At 62.2% G+C, this 18,182-nt stretch carries 15 protein-coding genes; 5 read left to right on the top strand and 10 right to left on the bottom strand.

Features of this window, described 5'->3' with window-relative positions; genetic code table 11:
* Positions 1–172: 172 nt before the first annotated feature.
* The 3 genes from BMIN_RS00875 to BMIN_RS00865 all read right to left on the bottom strand — a co-directional run bounded on the left by BMIN_RS00875 (position 173) and on the right by BMIN_RS00865 (position 2,802).
* Positions 173–817, bottom strand: coding sequence for an anthranilate synthase component II (locus tag BMIN_RS00875; protein ID WP_022861502.1), 645 nt, complete (start codon positions 815–817; stop codon positions 173–175).
* 75 nt (positions 818–892) lie between these two features.
* Positions 893–2,014: a class E sortase gene (locus BMIN_RS00870; protein WP_022861503.1), complete on the bottom strand. Its 1,122-nt coding sequence runs from the start codon at positions 2,012–2,014 to the stop codon at positions 893–895.
* Complete coding sequence (locus BMIN_RS00865; RefSeq protein ID WP_022861504.1) at positions 2,011–2,802, bottom strand: DUF881 domain-containing protein; 792 nt, start codon at positions 2,800–2,802, stop codon at positions 2,011–2,013. Before BMIN_RS00865 ends, BMIN_RS00870 begins: the two co-directional genes overlap by 4 nt.
* 85 nt (positions 2,803–2,887) lie before the next feature.
* Between BMIN_RS00865 and crgA the strand changes: the two genes are divergently transcribed.
* The gene (crgA, locus tag BMIN_RS00860) at positions 2,888–3,433 is read left to right on the top strand and encodes a cell division protein CrgA (RefSeq protein ID WP_022861505.1); all 546 of its coding nucleotides are present in this window, start codon (positions 2,888–2,890) and stop codon (positions 3,431–3,433) included.
* 600 nt (positions 3,434–4,033) lie between these two features.
* Here the strand turns inward: crgA and BMIN_RS00855 are convergent.
* Positions 4,034–4,738, bottom strand: a complete 705-nt coding sequence (locus BMIN_RS00855) for a rhomboid family intramembrane serine protease (RefSeq protein ID WP_026647545.1) — start codon at positions 4,736–4,738, stop codon at positions 4,034–4,036.
* A gap of 165 nt (positions 4,739–4,903) precedes the next feature.
* Between BMIN_RS00855 and BMIN_RS00850 the strand changes: the two genes are divergently transcribed.
* On the top strand, positions 4,904–5,173 hold the full coding sequence (locus BMIN_RS00850) for a hypothetical protein (RefSeq protein ID WP_051126394.1): 270 nt from the start codon (positions 4,904–4,906) through the stop codon (positions 5,171–5,173).
* Between the two features lie 203 nt (positions 5,174–5,376).
* On the opposite strand, the gene BMIN_RS00845 is transcribed toward BMIN_RS00850, so the two are convergent.
* Complete coding sequence (locus BMIN_RS00845; RefSeq protein WP_022861507.1) at positions 5,377–7,839, bottom strand: glycogen/starch/alpha-glucan phosphorylase; 2,463 nt, start codon at positions 7,837–7,839, stop codon at positions 5,377–5,379.
* A 241-nt stretch (positions 7,840–8,080) separates the two neighbouring features.
* Here BMIN_RS00845 and BMIN_RS00840 point away from each other — a divergent pair, with 241 nt between their 5' ends.
* Entirely contained in the window at positions 8,081–8,470 is a 390-nt protein-coding gene (locus BMIN_RS00840) for a sterol carrier family protein (protein WP_022861508.1), read from the top strand.
* Between the two features lie 127 nt (positions 8,471–8,597).
* Here BMIN_RS00840 and BMIN_RS00835 read toward each other — a convergent pair whose 3' ends face one another.
* From BMIN_RS00835 to BMIN_RS00820, 4 genes are all read right to left on the bottom strand, one after another.
* Positions 8,598–9,416: an amino acid ABC transporter permease gene (locus BMIN_RS00835; RefSeq protein WP_022861509.1), complete on the bottom strand. Its 819-nt coding sequence runs from the start codon at positions 9,414–9,416 to the stop codon at positions 8,598–8,600.
* The gene (locus BMIN_RS00830; RefSeq protein WP_022861510.1) at positions 9,407–10,090 is read right to left on the bottom strand and encodes an amino acid ABC transporter permease; all 684 of its coding nucleotides are present in this window, start codon (positions 10,088–10,090) and stop codon (positions 9,407–9,409) included. Before BMIN_RS00830 ends, BMIN_RS00835 begins: the two co-directional genes overlap by 10 nt.
* Before the next feature lie 8 nt (positions 10,091–10,098).
* Complete coding sequence (locus BMIN_RS00825; RefSeq protein WP_022861511.1) at positions 10,099–11,073, bottom strand: glutamate ABC transporter substrate-binding protein; 975 nt, start codon at positions 11,071–11,073, stop codon at positions 10,099–10,101.
* A 360-nt stretch (positions 11,074–11,433) separates the two neighbouring features.
* Complete coding sequence (locus BMIN_RS00820) at positions 11,434–11,814, bottom strand: DUF3073 domain-containing protein (RefSeq protein ID WP_022861512.1); 381 nt, start codon at positions 11,812–11,814, stop codon at positions 11,434–11,436.
* A gap of 155 nt (positions 11,815–11,969) precedes the next feature.
* On the opposite strand from BMIN_RS00820, the gene trpS reads away from it, so the two are divergent.
* Entirely contained in the window at positions 11,970–13,061 is a 1,092-nt protein-coding gene (trpS, locus tag BMIN_RS00815) for a tryptophan--tRNA ligase (protein WP_026647546.1), read from the top strand.
* Between the two features lie 227 nt (positions 13,062–13,288).
* Here the strand turns inward: trpS and BMIN_RS00810 are convergent, their stop codons facing one another.
* A complete protein-coding gene (locus tag BMIN_RS00810; protein ID WP_152595220.1) occupies positions 13,289–14,848 on the bottom strand; it encodes a threonine/serine exporter family protein in 1,560 nt (519 codons plus the stop codon).
* 514 nt (positions 14,849–15,362) lie between these two features.
* Between BMIN_RS00810 and BMIN_RS00805 the strand changes: the two genes are divergently transcribed.
* Positions 15,363–18,119 carry a phosphoenolpyruvate carboxylase gene (locus tag BMIN_RS00805; RefSeq protein WP_026647548.1) on the top strand — a complete coding sequence of 919 codons (2,757 nt, stop codon included), beginning with the start codon at positions 15,363–15,365 and terminating at the stop codon, positions 18,117–18,119.
* Positions 18,120–18,182 lie beyond the last annotated feature (63 nt).

Raw genomic sequence — 18,182 nt, 5'->3', positions numbered from 1 at the left:
AAACAGGCCCCGGCTAGTCGCATGGCGGTCCCGTCGTACCGGCAGGGACCGCCGTCCCCTATCGACACTCCGGCCTGCGGTCGGTCGTCGCTGCATTCAAGCCGTGTGTGGATGTCGGAGAACCCACGCACGCAAAATCCACGGACACACGTGCGTTTGGACTACCGAGGCGTTACGCTGCGACCTTTGGACGCATCCCCAGGGACTTCCCCACGGCGCCATCCTGTCCACACAGCCGCAGCCAGTTGGCCAGCAGCCGATATCCGCCTTCGGTCATGACGGACTCAGGGTGGAACTGCACCGCGTAGAGCGGAAGCGTCCTGTGCCGGATCGCCTGAACCGTGCGGTCGTCGCGCGTGAATGCGGTTACCGCCAGTTCGGGCGGCACGGAATCCTCCTCGACCGCAAGCGAATGGTACCGCGTGGCCGTCATCGGGTTGGGCACACCCTCGAAGATCTCATCATCGTCATGGTCTATCTGGCTCGTCTTCCCGTGCATGATGGTCGGAGCGTGGTCGACGGTGGCCCCATACACCTCGGCGAGCGCCTGCATCCCTAGGCAGACGCCGAACATGGGCGTGCCCGTCGAGGCGCACAGCCGTATGATGTCCTCGCTTGCACCGGCCTGCGACGGCGTACCCGGTCCAGGAGAGATCAGAACGCCATCGTACGGGGCTATCACATCATCATGCGATGGATCGATGGCGTCGTTGCGCACGACGTCCACACGGGCCCCCAGGGTCCTGAGATACCCGACGATGGTGTACACAAAAGAATCGTAGTTGTCCACCACAAGAATCCGCGCGGAATTGCTCATCGTCGTTCCTTCCGATATCGAACGCCCGTCACCCCGCATGCGCTCATCACTCCCACATGCGTCCACCATTCGAATCTACACCGTCACATAGTTGGACATACGTTGCAGATAGGGGATGTTCGCGGCTGCCCAGGGGAAGGCCCACTGGAACATGGCCGCCACTGCCACGAGAAGCAGCAGAAGAACCAGCACCAGACGAATCGGCAGAACACCGGGCTGCAGACGGACGAGCCACCCGTAGAGACCGGTCGACGTCCTTCTGCGCGGTTCGCGCCATGCGCGGATCGCGGGCCACTGCCAGGCGGCAGCGGCGGCAGCAGCCAACACGGCGTAGACGATCAGGAGGACGGCCATGATGCTCGTCAGACCAGGCATCGTGATCAGCGCATCCGACTCCCCCGCGTTCCGCGAGACGAAGGTCACCTTACCTGTTCCATCCGTGGAGGCCAGCTCCTGCGGGATACCATCCGACACCTTCGCCCAGTACGACAACTCGCCGTAGGCTATCCACCGATGCGTGGCATACGAGTATCGGGGCTCGCACGTGGTCATGGTGATCATCCGCTTGGTCGGCTTCTCGTTGGGATGCTCCGGGTTCGACGACACGACGCTCACATCGCTGGGAAGCACGATCTCATGGGTCGTGTATCGGTACACATACCAATAATCCTTGGTACGGATGATGATCGGATCACCCGACCGGAGTTTGTCGATGTCCCCCAGGGACTGCCCATAGCCGCTTCTGTGGGCCGCGACGGCAAAATTGCCCACCTGCCCCGGCATCTGAGAACTCATATAATGCCCGAAACCATGGAGGTTCAGCTGCGCCATATCGGTGCCCTCCACAAGATTGCGCACCCAGGAATCTCCGAACCTCGGGATATAGACCTCGCCGATGAGCTCGTTGGAGCTGGCACTGGTGGGCTGCTCCGGCGGATCGCCCTTCTGGGCCTTGGCTATGGAGACCTTGCCGGACGACCCCGGATCCTCCCATGAGACCGACTGCCGCATGTCGGCCTGACTGCGCTCCGCCTCCACTCCCGTCCACCACAGCTGCCAGACGACATACAACGCGCATATGGCGGCCAACGTGATGAGGATCTCCCCCAACAGACCAAGAACCGTATACACGACGCCACCTGACGAGGAACGCGTCCGCGACGTCCGGCCATCCGAGTCGGGCTTGGATTGCTTCATTGTCCTGAGTCCTCCTTGGACTGCTTCTGCGCCTGATCAGAGGCGCCGTCACCGCTCACGGTCGCGTACTTCAACGCCTGCAGAAGAGCCGGGGACTGCGGGAAGGTCAGATGCTCCTTGCTGACGACCTCCCACCCCAGACCGAATGCGGTGACGTACTGCTTATAGATCCGCACGGCATCGGATGAGTCGAGTGAGTCCATCATACTGTCCGCTGGCCCGATCGCCGATATGGTATACGGCGGCGAGTACTGCTTCCCCTGAAGCATGAGGACGTTGCCCTTGCAGATAACCGCCGAGTTGAAAAGCACACGCTGGTCCTGGATCATCATCGCCTCGGCGCCACCCTGCCAGAGAGCGTTGACCACGGCCTCGACGTCCTGCTGATGAACCACATAGTCGTTGATGGTGGCGCTCGACCCCGAGTCCCCTACGACCGTCTCCCACAAAGGCGAATCATCAAGAGTGACGGTGATTCCCGGTCCCTTGACCTTGGGCAGCATCGTTCCCGATCCCGCGTCTTCGGACGAGGAGGACGTCTCCTTGCCGGAATAGGCGTTGAGCGTGTTGACCTCGACGCTGAGGGAATTGACCTCCTTGCGCAGGGCATCCACCTTCTGCACACGCTGGGCGATCATCTCGCCCGTGTCCGACGTGACCATCGCGCTGCGATTGACACGCAGATTCGTGACCAGAAGATAGCCCGTCAGAGCAAGGACGACGAAAACCGCCACGGTCGCGGACAGCGAACGCCGGGCCCCATGTCTGCCCGTCTTCTTCGTGCCCATGCCTGACACCTTTCTCGCGGTATTCGCCTCGTCCGACTCTACCCACTATTATGACTTGTTAGCCTATCGAATGGAGATAAAGCTCATGGCTGACGAAGAGCTTCCCGGAACCGAACCCACCGGGACGAACGGCGGGCAGGACCCCTCGACCCCGACCACGCAGACCACGGACGAGGTCGTCGCCGACGCCGCCACCTCTGCCGCGCAGGACGACACCGATGCGACGCCATCCTCCGCGGATGACGCCGCCACGACGGATGCCACCGGCGATAAGGCGGCCAAGGACAAGGACAAGGACGCCACAGACGACGACCTGGGCCTTCCCATGGATAAAATCGACGCGCTGCTGAGCGCGAACGTGGACAAGGACTCGCTGACTCCCCAGATGCGCCGCATGATGCAACGCCAGTCGGAGAACAGCAAAAGGGTGGAGGAGTCCATCAAGGGCACCCGCGCCAATCCCGTGTGGTTCGTCCCCCTGTTCTGCACGCTGATGGTCATCGGCCTCGTGTGGGCGGTCGTGTACTACCTCTCTCCGGGATATCCGATCCCCAACATCGGCGCGTGGAACCTCGTCATCGCCTTCGCGATCATCATGACGGGCTTCCTCATGACCATGGGATGGCATTAAACAGCCACCGCCAAAAGCATCCTTGAGCAACCCTTGTATGAAGGGCAGGCCCGCCGTTCCAGCGGTTGGCCTGCCCTTCGTCGTTTGTCGTTCATGATCGTCGGCCGCGGGCATGGCCATAGTCGTCGTGGGGCGCATCGACGCGGGTCGTGGAGCCGGTGCCGATCGCGATGGGCCGGTGACCGCTATGACGACGCCAGCTGTTTTCGCGCCATCAACGTGTGCATGCATGTGGATAACTTAGACACACAATATCCACAGTATCCACAATGCCCCTCACATTACCCCTTCCCCCTTGCAATCACTGGAGTCTGACCCCCAGTGCAGCCACCACGACCACTCGGGCACCGCTACTTGCGCGCATCCTTTCCCCCGGTTATCCACATGATTGTCCACAGATGTGGAAAACTACACGGATGGAGTTTGGCGTCGTTCCCCGCCACAACCGCAGTCACGAGCACGGGCACAGGCACGGTCGTGGTCACGGGCACGGACGGGTCCAACCACCGCCACCAGCACCGCCCGGCCACAGTCCGGTCACAGTCCGGTCACAGTCCACCCACCGCCCGGCCACCGCATATTCCCTATGCGACGGGCATCTCACGCCACGATAAGGAACACGCCCGCCGCCACCAGCACCAGCGACAAAGCTCCCCCATACACGGCCATGCGCGTCCCCACCCCGCGACCGCGCAACGAACGAACGCCCGACACCATAAGCCACGCGAGGACGGCACCGGCGACCAGACCGCCGACATGGGCCTGCCACGCGACGTTGGACACCACAAACGGAATCGCCAGGTTGATGGCGATCCACACCACCAACGACCGGATATCCTCTCCCATGGCGTGATAGGCCACAAGAACCGCGGAAAAAAGGCCGAAAATCGCCCCGGACGCCCCATAGCTCGCCGTCATCCACTGGCCGGTGATCCTCGCCCACGCCAGTATCCCCACCGATCCGCCCAGTCCCGACACCAGATACATGACCAGAAAGGGAATATGGCCCAGAGCCCTCTCCAGATACGGCCCGACGACCCATAGCGTAAGCATGTTGAACAGTACGTGAAGGATGCTCGGCGCGTGGAGGAACATGGACGTAAGCCACGACCACGGGTAGGCGGGCACCAGCGCGGGGACGAACATCGTCGACATCATCAGCGACGAATAGAGATCGGGCGCCAGGATGCGCAATCCCGTCTGGACAAGCCACACCACGGAACAGACGACGATGATGCCCCACACGACCACGGGTTCCCCCGAGCGCCAGGAGCCGACGATGGACCGTCTATCAGGAACGCGCATGGTGACCACTTTATCCTTACGGACGACACGGAGGAATCCGGGCCGACGGTGAACAAGGGGCACCTTTGACGTCACAAGCACCCAATCATCACATTCACACAATTAGGATGGAAGGAGTTGGCTTGGATGGGCAGGCCAGCAAAGCTCATGATGAAAGGAGCCGTCATGGAGAATAAGTCTTCTAACGGTTGGAAGTTCTTCGCGCTGCTCTTCGGCGCTTTGCTCGCGGGTGTTGTGGGCCTTTACGTCTACAAGCAGCGCAACCCCGATTACGACCCGTGGGAGGAGCCATGGGAGAACAGTTCGTCTCCGGTCGATCTGGGCCTCTCCAAGGACGAGGATAAGGACGGCACGGACGAGGCCGGAAAGGCCTCCGACGAGGAGGATGCACCGGCGTTCGACGCGCCCGACGCAGCTGCGGCCGACAAGGCCTGATGCGTCGTTCGACGCATCCGACGGTCGACGCATCATGGGAGAGCTTCGGGGTCCCAGCTCCGCATCCATGCTTTTGCCGTGATCTTTTGCCGTGATCACCACCAAACCCGCGATCACCATCGACCAAACGGAAGTGATTATGCGGAAGGCCCGCGCCCCAAGGGGCGCGGGCCTTCCGCATAATCGGTGCAAGTCACTCGACATCAGGCGAGCGCGCCGGTGTGCCAGATGCGCTCAAGATAGTCCTCGATCGAACGATCGGAGCTGAAGTATCCGGAGTTCGCGACGTTGAGCACGGCCATGCGGGCCCACTTGGCAGGCTCGCGATAGGTGTTCTCGATTTCGGCCTGGATGTCCATATAGGCCCCGAAGTCGGCCATCGTCATGAAGTAGTCATGGGTCAACCAATCGTTGACGAGATCCTTGTAGACATCCTTGTCGCCATCCGAGAAGGTGCCGTCCGCGACCATGTCCACCGCCTGCTTGAGGCGGGGATCGGCCTCATAGTACTTGCGCGAGCCACCGTGGTCGTATCCCTCGGCGTAGAGCTTGTCCACCTCGTCGACGGTCATGCCGAAAAGGAAGAAGTTCTCGGCGCCGACCAGCTGACGGATCTCGACGTTCGCGCCATCAAGGGTTCCCACCGTAAGCGCGCCGTTGAGGGCGAACTTCATATTGCCGGTTCCGGAGGCCTCCTTGCCGGCCTGCGAGATCTGCTCGTCGAGATCGGTCGCGGGGATGAGGTTCTCCGCCATCTCGATGTTGTAGTTCGGCAGCATATGCACGGCGAGCTTGCCCTTGACATCCGGGTCGTTGTTCACGACACGCGACACGTTGTTGATCAGGCGGATCGTGAGCTTCGCCATCGCATAGCCTGGGGCCGACTTCGCGCCGAACATAACCGTGCGCGGAAGGACGTCGTCCACGTTCACCTTGCCGCTCTTGATGTCGGCGTAAGTGGAGATGAGCGCGAGGATCTTGAGGCTCTGGCGCTTGTACTCGTGCAGACGCTTGACCATCGTGTTGAACATGGTGCTGGAATCAAGATCGATTCCGTAATGGCTCTTCGCGAACACCGCGAACGCATCCTTGTTCGCCTGCTTGACATCGGCGAACTTACGGACGAACTCGGCATCGTCGGCCAGCGGGACGAGTCCCTTGAGCAGACTGAGATCGGAGATCCACCGGTCGGTGCCCAGCCCCTCGGTGATGAGGGCGGACATGCGCGGGTTCGACAGTCGCACGAAACGACGAGGGGTGACGCCGTTGGTCACATTGGCGAACTTCTGCGGATACACGTCAGAGAAGTCCTTGAGCGTGACGTCCTTGAGGAGCTCGGAATGCAGCTCGGCGACGCCGTTGACGTAGGAGCCCGCGTACGACGCGAGGAAGGCCATGCGCACGGAGGGCCGCTCGTCATCCGTGTAGATGCGCATTCGCTCGATCTGATCGGCGGCGACGTTCTTGCTTTCGAGTTCGGCCACGAACTGGTCGTTGATCTTCCTGATGATCTCCAGATGACGGGGAAGAAGCTCGCCGATGAGATCCGCGGGCCATACCTCAAGAGCCTCGGGAAGAAGCGTGTGGCAGGTGTAGTTGAAGGTCTTCTGGGTGATTCCCCACGCCGTGTCCCAATCGTATCCGTGCTCGTCCATGAGAACGCGCATGAGCTCGGGGATGCCGATGACGGGATGGGTGTCGTTGAGCTGGAAGACGATCTTGTCGGCGAAGTTCGTCAGGTCGGGGTTCGCCTCACCGGGATAGAACACGCGGATCGCATCGTGGATGGACGCGGCGACGAAGAAGTACTGCTGCTCGAGACGCAGGGCCTTGCCCTGGGGCGTGGAGTCCTCCGGGTAGAGGATCTTCGTGATGTTCTCGGCGGCGACCTGCGGCTTGACGGCGTCCAGATATTCGGACTCGTTGAAGGTCAGCAGATCGAACTCGTCATAGCTCTTGGCGGTCCACAGGCGCAGCGTGTTCACGCGCTGCGAGGTGTATCCGGGGACCATGTAGTCGACGGGCACCGCGCGAACCGACCACGCGGGCTTCCACACGCGCCTGCCGTTCTCCTCGACGACCTTGCCGCCGAAGCTGACGCGCTGGTCACGGTTGTAGTCGATGTGACCCCACGGCTCCTCGTTGGCCAGCCAGTAATCGGGGGTTTCGATCTGACGGCCCTTGTCGTCGAACTTCTGCTTGAAAATGCCATAGCGGTATTGGATTCCGTATCCGAAGGCGGGAACGCCGATCGACGCCAGGGAATCGATATAGCATGCCGCAAGACGACCCAGACCACCATTGCCCAGCCCGGGCTCGTATTCGGCGTCCACGATCTGCTGGGGCTCGAAGCCCAGAGCCTTGACGGCGGCCTCGAACTGCTCGGTGAGTCCGGCGTTGAGCAGAGCGTTGGAGAGCTGCTTGCCCATGAGGAACTCTGCGCTGAGGTACCCGACGGCCTTCGTGTCGCCTGAGACCATATCCTTCTGGGTCTTCATCCAGGCGTCGACGAGATGGCGGCGGACGGCCGCGGCGGCAGCCACATATACATCAGCCGCGGTCGCCTGCTCCGGCGTCACACCCTGCGTGTACTTCAACTGCTCACGGATCTCGCCAGTGAACTCGTCGGAGGTGACGGGCGCCTTCGGTGCGGTGATTTCGGTCATTATTCTGACTCCCTTTGACGAATGATGCTGTCGGAACGCGCGCTTTGACACGCTGTGACCCGCAATACCGCAACGGACACGACGGAACCTGCGCATACGTTCTCATATGAAAGACTACAACATACGGCCCCCCTGAGAGCGTCATCCACGCAATATCCCGGTCGCCGGGAGGGCTTCGGAACGCGGCCGGAAGAGAGCCCGACGGATCGAAGTCGTACAGGGCGGGCACAATACCGGAAATATGGCTGTCATTCATGACCGAGACCTCGAGTGCGGACGCGAGTCGTTCAATCAGTGGAGGACGCTGGCCGAAACCGATGAGAAGGCCTCCGAGTCGCTTGACCGTTCGACCGTCGCGATGGCCGTGCGCTATTCGCTGCGCCTGCTGGAGATGAAGGCGCCGGGGGGCGCCGTGGAGGTCAGGGTCGCGCCTTGGGGGGCCGTCAAGATCCTCGACGGGCCACGGTCCGATCCCCATAATCTCACGCCGCCCGACGTCATCGAACTTGATCCCACGACGTGGCTGAGGCTTGCCTCCGGAATGACGCGTTGGGACGATGAGCGTCGGCGCGGGGCCATCGCCGCCATGGGAGAACGCGACGATCTCAGCGCACTGCTGCCCCTCGTATGACGCTGCCCTTCGCATGGCGCTGCCCTTCGCATGGCGCGGCAAATTGCATGGCGCGGCAGACGGCGCCCCGCCAGGCCCGTACGCGCCGGGCCGCCGCTACAGGGAGGTCGCTACAGGGAAATCGAATCTACGCCAGAAGAGGTTCGCCCATGCGTGAGGCGATCTTCCGGGCCGACCAGGAGATCGCGTAGTTCACCGCGACGTAGATCAGCGCCGTCACCAGATACACGGGAAGCAGGCTGTTGTAGTTCGCGATGACGACCTTCGTGTTCTGCATCATTTCGGGATACGTCACCACGTATCCGAAGGTGGTGTCCTTCACCACGACGACCAGCTGCGTCACCATCGTCGGCACGACGATGCGGAACATCTGCGGGAGGATGATGGACGCGTAGATCTGCCTACGGCTCAGTCCCAGTGATGCCCCCGCCTCTCCCTGCCCGCGGGGAACGGCGCGCACGCCGGCCCGATACACCTCGGCGAGCACCGCGGACGCATACAGCGACACCGGTATCACCACCATCCAGTATGTGCTGATGTGCACGCCGAACTGGGATGGCACCAGAAAGAAGAAGTAGATGAACAGCAGCGTGGGCGTGCCACGCACGAATTCGATGATCGCGGTGGCGATCCATCTCACCGGAGCAACGCTCGATATGCGTCCGAACATGAGCACCAGACCGCCGACGAGCGCGATGGCCCCCGCTCCCAGAGCCGCACGCAGCGTGCCCAGAAATCCCTGTCCCAGGAAAACCCACACATTCGCTTCGGTGAAAAGACTCCAGTACTGAGGGTCGAACTGTCCGTTGTCATACAGCCGCATGACGACGTAAGCGACCAACACGACCAACGCCACGGAGGATGCGATCGTGCCGATGACGATCCGCCGGCGTGACCTCGGTCCACCGGTTTCGAAAAGCGCCGCCTCGGTCGGACTCAACGCCATATCGCCACCCGCCTTTCGACTATCCGTCCGACCCCCGCGATCACCAGACCCGTGGCCACGTAGAACAGGGCCGCGATGAGGAAGGTCGGTATGCCCATCGCGTCGGTGGTGTTGATCCGCGAGACCAGTCCGGTGAGTTCATTATGCGCGAGAGGCACCAGCGCGCCCGTGGACGAGCTGATGATCACGGAGATGAACAACGTCACCATGGGCTGGACGACGTTTCGCAGAGCCTGCGGAAGCACCACGGAGGTGACTATCCCCATGAAGGACAGTCCCAACGATCGGGCGGCCTCGATCTGTCCGGGATCGATGGCGTTGATTCCGGTGCGCAGATTGTCGCAGGCGAAGGAGGATGAGACGAGAATCAGCGTGAGGACGACGCAGGGCTCGTAGTCGATGACGACCCCGACCTCGGGGAGCGCGAAGACCACGAAGATCAGGAGACACAGCACGGGTATGTTGCGAAACAGCTCCACATAGGCGGATACCGCCGCACGGAGCGGCGGTATCGGTGATATCCGGAGAACGGTGAGGGCAAGGCCCAGAAGAAGACCTCCCACGAAGGCGATGACGCCTATGCGCAGCGTCACCCCGTAGCCGTCCACATACTGGGAGCCATACGTCCCCACAAGATGCGCGAGCTGGCCCCACACAGTCTGTCCGGATCCCATTCAGTCCCTCACTCGTCGATTGTGGGAGGCGTGGGGACGTCGGTCACGCCGGTGCGGTCACCGATGGTAATCTTCCAGAGCTTGGCCCACGTGCCATCCTCCTCGATCTTCTTCAGCCACGCGTTGACGAAGGCCGCGGCGTCCGACCCCTTGGGAAGTCCGATTCCGTATGGATCCTCGCTGCCGAACCCATCACCGACGGACTTGATGGAGTCCGGATCGCGGGCCACATCGCCGAGCACCAGAGACTGGTCGACGACGTATGCGTCGATCCTGCCCTGCTTGATCGCCTGGACGATCTCGGCGTCCGTCTGGAACTCCTGGACGGTGGCCTTGGGAGCATACTTCTCCACGATCTGCCGACCCGTGGATCCCGCCTGCACTCCGACCTTCTTGCCCGCCAGATCATCGACGGACGAGATGTCGTTGGTGGTGGACTTCACCAGAATCCCCTGATGGGACACATAGTAGGGCCCCGCGAAGTCGACCTTCTCCTTGCGGGAGTCCGTGATCGAGTAGGTCGCGAAGACGGAGTCGACGGTTCCGTTCTGCAGGACCGTCTCGCGGGTGGACGAGTCGACGACGCTGATCTCCGTTTTCGCGTCGCCGATGATGTAGCGCGCCAGAAGCTGCGAAAGACCCGCATCGAAGCCACGAACCTTGTTGTCGTCAGGGCTCTGCAGGGAGAACAGCGTGGACGTCTTGGTGCCGCCGACCTTGAGGACGCCCGCCTTCTTCACGGATGACGCCCAGCTGCTGGCCGAAACGTCGGAGGCGTCTGCCACCGACCCGGCGGCGATGAGCTTGTCGTACGCGGTGGCGTCAAGCGCCTTGCCGGCTGCCGTCGAGTCACCCGCGGCGGAGGCGGAGGCCCCCGTGTCGCTCCCGTTCTGCGAGCCGCATCCAGAAAGAAGCATCCCCATCGAGGCGATGAGTGCGATGGCGGATACGGCAAGCTTTCGCCGATGTGTCAGAACTGTCATGTTTCTTCTCTCTTCGTTATCCCTATTACCCTTACCACTACCTCTGCAGGATTGCATTGCTCCGCAGGATTCCGGCCATGCATGACGCGGTTCAGCCCAGTATAAAAGATCGCGAACGCCGCACGGTATCATGACGCCTTCGGCGATATCGCCGTTACCTATGACGCGCGCAAGCATGGTACGCACACGCGCCTTCAGCCCGTGCATACACCCGCATACACCTGTGCCCCACGACTGATGGAAGACATGATTCATGGAAGACATGCCGGCACGACGACCGTCCACGCGACGCGCTCCCACCGATACGGAAGGACTCGTCAGGAGGAAGGGTGAAAGGGAGGAAGGTCAGTAGACGGAAGGTCAGTCAGAGGACTTCTTTCCCTTGGCCTTGGAATCGTCGGAGACGTGCGGCCGCGGCATCGGCATGATCTTATGAGCATGATGGTCGGAGCGGATATGCGTCTGAGGGAATTCCGCGCTGGTGGCCTTCGCCGCGGCCTCCGCCGCCCATCGGGCGTACTCATCGAGGTCATCGGCTGGAAGGGAAGACTCCGCGGGCGAATCCGGCGAGGTGCGTTCCTCGTCATGGCCTTCGACGCCCGCAAAGGGATCGACGGACTCGGTCCCCGGTTCCTCGCCCTTGAGCTCTTTGGCAAGCTCGTCATAATCGGTATCGGTTGTCAGGTACTTCAGCTTACGGGCTATTTTCTGCTGCTTCGCCTTCTGCCGTCCGCGGCCCATCTGACCCCCTGATCATTCACCAAAGCTATCAATTCATCACATAAGAGCGTACCACCTGTTCGATTCCGCATGGTTGTCGTCTTGAACTTTTACGATAAGGGCAGTATTCACGTGTCGAACCCTTTTCTATCTAAGGACATCTAAGGACCATGACGATGAGCGACGAGCTTCGGGTGACCGCAGCGGGCAATGAGATCAGCGCGAGTTTCCAGACGGCGAAACGACTGTCCGACGCCACCCTCGCGAAGTTGGAGACGAATCCGGGGTCATTCACCATGCTCACCGGCGACCGGCCGACCGGGCGTCTGCATCTGGGACACTATTTCGGTTCGATACGCGAGCGCGTGGCGATGCAGAACCGTGGCGTGCGAACGAACATCATCATCGCCGACTATCAGGTCATCACGGACCGCGACACCACCGAGCACATCGGGGAGAACGTCCTCAATCTGGTGCTCGATTACATGGCCGCCGGAATCGACCCCGAAAAGACGATGATATTCACCCATTCCGCGGCCCCCGCCGAGAATCAGCTCATGCTACCGTTCCTGTCGTTGGTGACGGAGGCCGAGCTCCACCGCAACCCCACGGTCAAATCCGAGATGGAGGCCTCCGGCCACGCGCTGACCGGACTGCTACTGACCTATCCCGTCCATCAGGCGTGCGACATCCTTTTCTGCAAGGCGAACGTGGTGCCGATCGGCAAGGACAACCTCCCCCATGTGGAGATCACCCGCACCATCGCACGACGGTTCAACGAGCGTTACGCGCCGAAGAACCCCGTGTTCCCGGAGCCTGCGGCCATCCTGTCGGACGCGCCCGAGATCCCGGGTCTCGACGGCCGGAAGATGAGCAAGTCCTATGGCAATTCGATTATGCTGGGCGCGACCGCCGAGGAGACGGCGAAGCTCATCAGGAAAAGCCCCACGGACTCCGAGCGCCGCATCACCTTCGATCCGGTGAACAGGCCTCAGGTGTCCGCGCTGCTGACGACGGCCGGGCTGGTGACTGGCCGCGATCCGAAGGACATCGCCGAGGAGATCGGCGAATCCGGGGCGGGGGCCCTGAAGAAGTACGTGATCGAGAACGTGAACGAGTTCCTGGCGCCCCATCGCGAGCGTCGGGCCGAACTCGCGAAGGACATGGATTCGATCCGCGATGTGCTGCACGACGGCAACCGGCGGGCGAACGCCATCGCCGAGGAGACCCTTGACGAGGTTCGCACGGCCATGGGCATGAAGTACTGACATCCGCAACCGACGGTTGTCATGCAGCCGTTCCGACCACAGTGCCAGTGTCTAATCGCTGAATCACACTCTGACCGGCCCCGTGCTCAACCGTCATCCCGTGGAGACCTCGTTTGGAGATCTCCACGGTCCGTTGGACTTTCCCCCTCCCGCCCCGACAGCAGCAGTGCCGCGGGGACAGCCACCAACCCCACCACACGTCACACCGATTCACACGTCATACCGGTTCACACGTCATACCGCCAGCTCTTGTCGGTCAGCACCCGGGCCATAGCCAGACCGATGGGCAGGCAGAGGATGACCATGAACGCCCGGAATCCCCAATCCATCGCCAGCTGCACATCGAACTGCCCCAGATGGAACATCGCCTGATACATATACAGACCCGGGACCATGATCACGATCGAGGGAACCGTCAGACAGATGCGGGGATACCCCAGATGCGGGGGCAGCCACCCCCGTCTCACCGACGACCGCCACGCCGACGCCAGCAGCCCCGCGAGCAGGGCGCCGGCGAAGGCCGCGGCCTCGGCGGGAACCCCGGCATCCGTGATCGTGAGCCTCAACGTGTCCGTGATCGCGCCGATCGTCGCCGCGGTCAGGCACATGCGCTGCGGTGAGTTGAAAAGCACCGAGAACCCCCACACGCCAGCGAAGGCGGCGGCGAAACGCAGCCCGCCGTTGAGCCACGGACTCAGTCCCAGCGGCTCGAAACCCTGCGGGTTCAGCTCGACGATGGATGCCACCATCCATCCGGCGAGGGTGGCCATCAATATGATCGCCAACGTGTAGCACAGCCGTTGGATCCCCGAGGGGAAGTCGATCTTCGCGATATCGAGGCCACCGGTGATCAGCGGAAAGCCGGGGATGACGAACAGCATCGCCCCGATGTACGCGGTGTCGTGCTGCAGCGCCACCGGGTCGAACAATCCGATAAGCCTCAACGCGGCCACGCACGCCAAGGCGGCCACCGCCACGCAGACGAACGTGACGAAGAACTGGTTCAGCCGATGCGCGAACAGCCGCCGACGCAGCCACTGTCCCAGACCGGCGCCGATGAAGGCACCGACCATGTCATACAACCCTCCGCCCAGAAGGAAGACGAAGGCCGCGCACGCCACCGCCGAGGCGAGTCCCGAGAACCACGGGGCGTACAGCGGCTTCCTGCGCTCGATCAAATCCAGCCGGTCATGGACCTCACTGACGGTGATGGGGGACGGTCGACCATCGCGCTCCGCGGCCGCGCCCACATGATCGAAATGTTTGGCATACTCTCCCTTCGGGGGTTGAGGCCCCTGCCGGGACGGGACGGGCCGTCGCCTCGCATCCCCGGGTCCCCCGAGTCTCCCGGCGCGTCTGGAGTGCAGATTCAGCGGACGCATGGCCGAATGACGCGACTCGGGACTCGCCAGACCGTCGACGAGCTCCTCGGAGATGCTGGGACGCGCGTGATACATGGAGCCCAGACCGAGGTTCACGCTGAACCAGTCGGCGAAATGCTCCAACAGCCAGATGCGTTCCGTGTTCACGCCCGTGGTGGGAAGATCCACCACCTCCGTTATGCGCTCATGGCCATCGGTGCAGGTGGCCTCGATGTCGGTGAGGTTCACATCCGCACGGACATGGACCCCCAACGGATACGAGATGCGATGCATCATCTCCCGCACACGGAAGCTTCCGGTTCCCGCGCCCAGATCCAGCATGCCCACACGAACGATGACGCTGGCCTTGGCCGCGATGCCCGCCTCCGCGACGGGCCTGTCCCAGTCCCGCTCGATGTCCTCCATGTCCAGCGGAATGGCATGACTGTGGAACCTGTTGACGGCCGCCGCGACCGAGGGAAGCGACGAGTCCGAGCGATTCGACGAGTCCGAGTGATTCGAATGCCCGGAAGGATGCGAGGAATCGGAGGAATCGACGGGTTCGACGGCATGGTTCTGGATTGATTCAGAAGGAGTGGTCACACATCAGTAGTACCTCAGAGCATGGTCGTCTTATCCTGCGGGCGCGGACGCCGGCCGCATACCGGAACCATTCGTCGCATGGCCGTGGAATCGGCGGGACCGCGCCATCCGTCCTCATGCTGACTCCCTTCCGCCCCTTACCTTCGCCGCTCGTCAGACGGCGGCGAGATGCCCATCACATGAACTCCGTAACATAAGTGTCGACGGCGAGGCCTTAGAATATGCATCGCAACCGCCGAATTCGGCTGTGGGCCTGCTACGCCCGACCACCACAACCGCGGAGGAGCCGCGGAGGGTTGGATGACCAGGCAACCGTATGTTCGGCAGAGGAGGTCTGATGACATCATCACATCAACAGATCACGCCAGCGGATGCCACGATCGTGACATCCGGCCTGGGGACCAAGGGTCCCGAGGAACGTGGTCTTCCCGAATCCCTTAAATACGATATGGATCTGTGTCTGCAGCTCCTGCGTGAGGTTCTCGGCGAATACGACAAGGATTTGCTCTCCACCTTCGATACCGTTCTCAGCTATGCCGTCGAGGCCAGCACGGAGCGTTTCTCGGAGACCCTGGTCGATCCCCATCCCGATGAGAATGGACTGGAAAAGGCCGTCGAGACCATCGACGCCATGAACCTGCACGACGCCCAGCTACTGGCACGCGCGTTCACCACGTACTTCCATCTGGCGAATCTCTCGGAGGAGAACTACCGCGTCTCGGTCCTCCACCAGCGTGAGGCCGAGGTGGAGGACAATCAGGCTGTCGATCCCGTCAACGAGATGACGAACGCCTACCACCAGCTCATCGGCGAGATGGGTCCGGCCAAGGCCAAGGATCTGCTTGACAAGCTCGAGTTCCATCCCGTGTTCACCGCCCATCCCACCGAGGCGCGACGCAAGGCCGTGGAAGGCAAGATACGACGCATATCGCGGCTGCTGAGCGACAACCGGACACTGGGCGGATCGGACAAGAAGGAGAACACCCGCCGTCTCTACAACGAGATCGACGCGCTGTTCCGCACATCCCCCATCGCCCTGAAGAAGCCCACCCCCGTCGAGGAGTCCAACACGATCCTCGACATCTTCGACAACACGCTGTTCACGACGATTCCGACGATCTACCGTCGATTCGACGATTGGGTTCTCGGCGACAAGGCGGGTCTGGTCGAGCCGGTGTGCCCGGCGTTCTTCCATCCGGGAAGCTGGATAGGCTCCGACAGGGACGGCAATCCCAACGTCACGGCGAAGGTCAGCCGTCAGGTCGCCCGCAAGTTCAGCGACCACGTGATCACCGCGCTGGAGGATGCCACCCGGACCGTCGGGCGCAATCTCACGATGGAATCGGACACCACCCCGGCCAGCTCCGAGCTCATGAACCTCTGGAACCACCAGAAGGAAATGAGCGAACGGCTTACGGACAAGGCGTCCCTGATATCCACCAAGGAACCGCACCGCGCGGTTATGCTCGTGATGGCGGACCGTCTGCACTACACGCTGCTGCGCGACGCCGACCTCATGTACACCAGCTGCGACGCGTTCATCAACGACCTCCACATCGTCCAACGCTCGCTCGCGCAGTCCGGTGCGAAGAGGGCGGCCTACGGGCCATTGCAGGACCTCATCTGGCAGGCGCAGACATTCGGCTTCCACATGGTCGAGATGGAGTTCCGTCAGCATTCCGTGGTGCACAGCCGCGCTCTGGAGGACATCCGCGAGCATGGCCTGCACGGCGAGCGCGGACCGCTGCAGCCGATGACCCATGAAGTGCTCGACACCTTCCGTGCGTTGGGCGCGATCCAGAAGCGCAACGGCATCAAGGCCGCCCGCCGCTACATCATCTCGTTCACCAAGTCGGCACAGCACGTCCGGGACGTCTACGAGCTCAACAGGCTTGCCTTCGCCCACCCCGAGGACGTGCCCACCATCGACGTGATACCTCTGTTCGAGCAGCTTGAGGATCTGCAGAACTCCGTGGACGTGCTCGAGGAGATCATCAAGATCCCGGAGGTGCAGGCACGTCTCAAGGCGACGGGACGCAAGATGGAGGTCATGCTCGGATACTCCGACTCCTCCAAGGACGCCGGCCCCACATCGGCCACGCTTGCGTTGCATTACGCGCAGGAGAGGATCGCCATCTGGGCCCATCGGCACGATATCGATCTCACCCTGTTCCATGGGCGCGGAGGCGCCGTGGGCCGTGGCGGCGGTCCCGCCAACCGCGCCGTGCTCGCCCAGCCGGTGGGATCGGTCAACTGCCGGTTCAAGCTCACCGAGCAGGGAGAGGTCATCTTCGCCCGGTACGGGAACCCGGTTCTGGCCATCCGCCACGTCGAGTCCGTCGCGGCGGCCACGCTGCTGCAGTCGGCTCCCAGCGTGGAGAAGACCAACACGGATATGACCAGGAAGTACACGGCCATGGCCACGAAGCTCGGCGAATCCGCCCATTCGCGGTTCCTCGACCTTCTGAACACCCCGGATTTCGCGCCATGGTTCTCGACCGTGACGCCGCTGAATGAGATCGGACTGCTGCCAATCGGCTCACGCCCCGCAAAGCGTGGTCTGGGCGCGAAGTCGCTGGACGATCTGCGCACCATCCCCTGGGTGTTCTCATGGGCACAGGCACGCATCAATCTGGCCGCATGGTACGGTTTGGGAACCGCGTGCGAAAAGCTCAATGATCTGGCCACGCTGCGCAAAGCATACGAGGAATGGCCGCTGTTCAGCACGTTCATCGACAATATCGAGATGTCTCTGGCCAAAACCGACGAGCGCATCGCCCGCATGTATCTGTCGCTTGGCGATCGCGACGATCTAGCCACGAAGGTGCTCGACGAGATGGAGCTCACCCGCAAGTGGGCGCTGCAGATAGTCGGAGACGAATGGCCGCTGCAACACCGCCACGTGCTGGGCCAGGCCATCCGCATCCGTTCGCCGTACGTGGACGCGCTGTCGGTCACGCAGGTGCTCGCGCTGCGGTCGCTGCGCAAGAAGGTCGACAAGGAGGAGCTGAGCACCAGCCAGCAGGCCGGGTTCATCTACCTCATCCTGTGCACGGTATCAGGAGTCGCCGCGGGTCTCCAGAACACGGGATGATCCTTCATATGGGCTCTGGACGCCTCGGCCGGACATTCGTCCAGACCGCGTCCAGAGCCCGCC

The organism is Bifidobacterium minimum (assembly GCF_000741645.1).
In the GTDB taxonomy this organism is placed as follows: Bacteria; Actinomycetota; Actinomycetes; order Actinomycetales; family Bifidobacteriaceae; genus Bifidobacterium; species Bifidobacterium minimum.
This window is presented reverse-complemented; position numbering and strand designations above follow the sequence as displayed.

Excerpts from the sequence above, each read along its gene's own strand:
- BMIN_RS00850 (WP_051126394.1), top strand. The coding sequence starts at position 4,904 with ATGGAGAATAAGTCTTCTAACGGTTGGAAGTTCTTCGCGCTGCTCTTC.
- BMIN_RS00875 (WP_022861502.1), bottom strand. The coding sequence starts at position 817 with ATGAGCAATTCCGCGCGGATTCTTGTGGTGGACAACTACGATTCTTTT.
- BMIN_RS00805 (WP_026647548.1), top strand. The coding sequence starts at position 15,363 with ATGACATCATCACATCAACAGATCACGCCAGCGGATGCCACGATCGTG.
- BMIN_RS00845 (WP_022861507.1), bottom strand. The coding sequence starts at position 7,839 with ATGACCGAAATCACCGCACCGAAGGCGCCCGTCACCTCCGACGAGTTC.
- BMIN_RS00835 (WP_022861509.1), bottom strand. The coding sequence starts at position 9,416 with ATGGCGTTGAGTCCGACCGAGGCGGCGCTTTTCGAAACCGGTGGACCG.
- crgA (WP_022861505.1), top strand. The coding sequence starts at position 2,888 with ATGGCTGACGAAGAGCTTCCCGGAACCGAACCCACCGGGACGAACGGC.
- BMIN_RS00855 (WP_026647545.1), bottom strand. The coding sequence starts at position 4,738 with ATGCGCGTTCCTGATAGACGGTCCATCGTCGGCTCCTGGCGCTCGGGG.
- BMIN_RS00820 (WP_022861512.1), bottom strand. The coding sequence starts at position 11,814 with ATGGGCCGCGGACGGCAGAAGGCGAAGCAGCAGAAAATAGCCCGTAAG.
- trpS (WP_026647546.1), top strand. The coding sequence starts at position 11,970 with ATGAGCGACGAGCTTCGGGTGACCGCAGCGGGCAATGAGATCAGCGCG.
- BMIN_RS00840 (WP_022861508.1), top strand. The coding sequence starts at position 8,081 with ATGGCTGTCATTCATGACCGAGACCTCGAGTGCGGACGCGAGTCGTTC.
- BMIN_RS00830 (WP_022861510.1), bottom strand. The coding sequence starts at position 10,090 with ATGGGATCCGGACAGACTGTGTGGGGCCAGCTCGCGCATCTTGTGGGG.
- BMIN_RS00870 (WP_022861503.1), bottom strand. The coding sequence starts at position 2,014 with ATGAAGCAATCCAAGCCCGACTCGGATGGCCGGACGTCGCGGACGCGT.
- BMIN_RS00825 (WP_022861511.1), bottom strand. The coding sequence starts at position 11,073 with ATGACAGTTCTGACACATCGGCGAAAGCTTGCCGTATCCGCCATCGCA.
- BMIN_RS00810 (WP_152595220.1), bottom strand. The coding sequence starts at position 14,848 with ATGGAGGACATCGAGCGGGACTGGGACAGGCCCGTCGCGGAGGCGGGC.
- BMIN_RS00865 (WP_022861504.1), bottom strand. The coding sequence starts at position 2,802 with ATGGGCACGAAGAAGACGGGCAGACATGGGGCCCGGCGTTCGCTGTCC.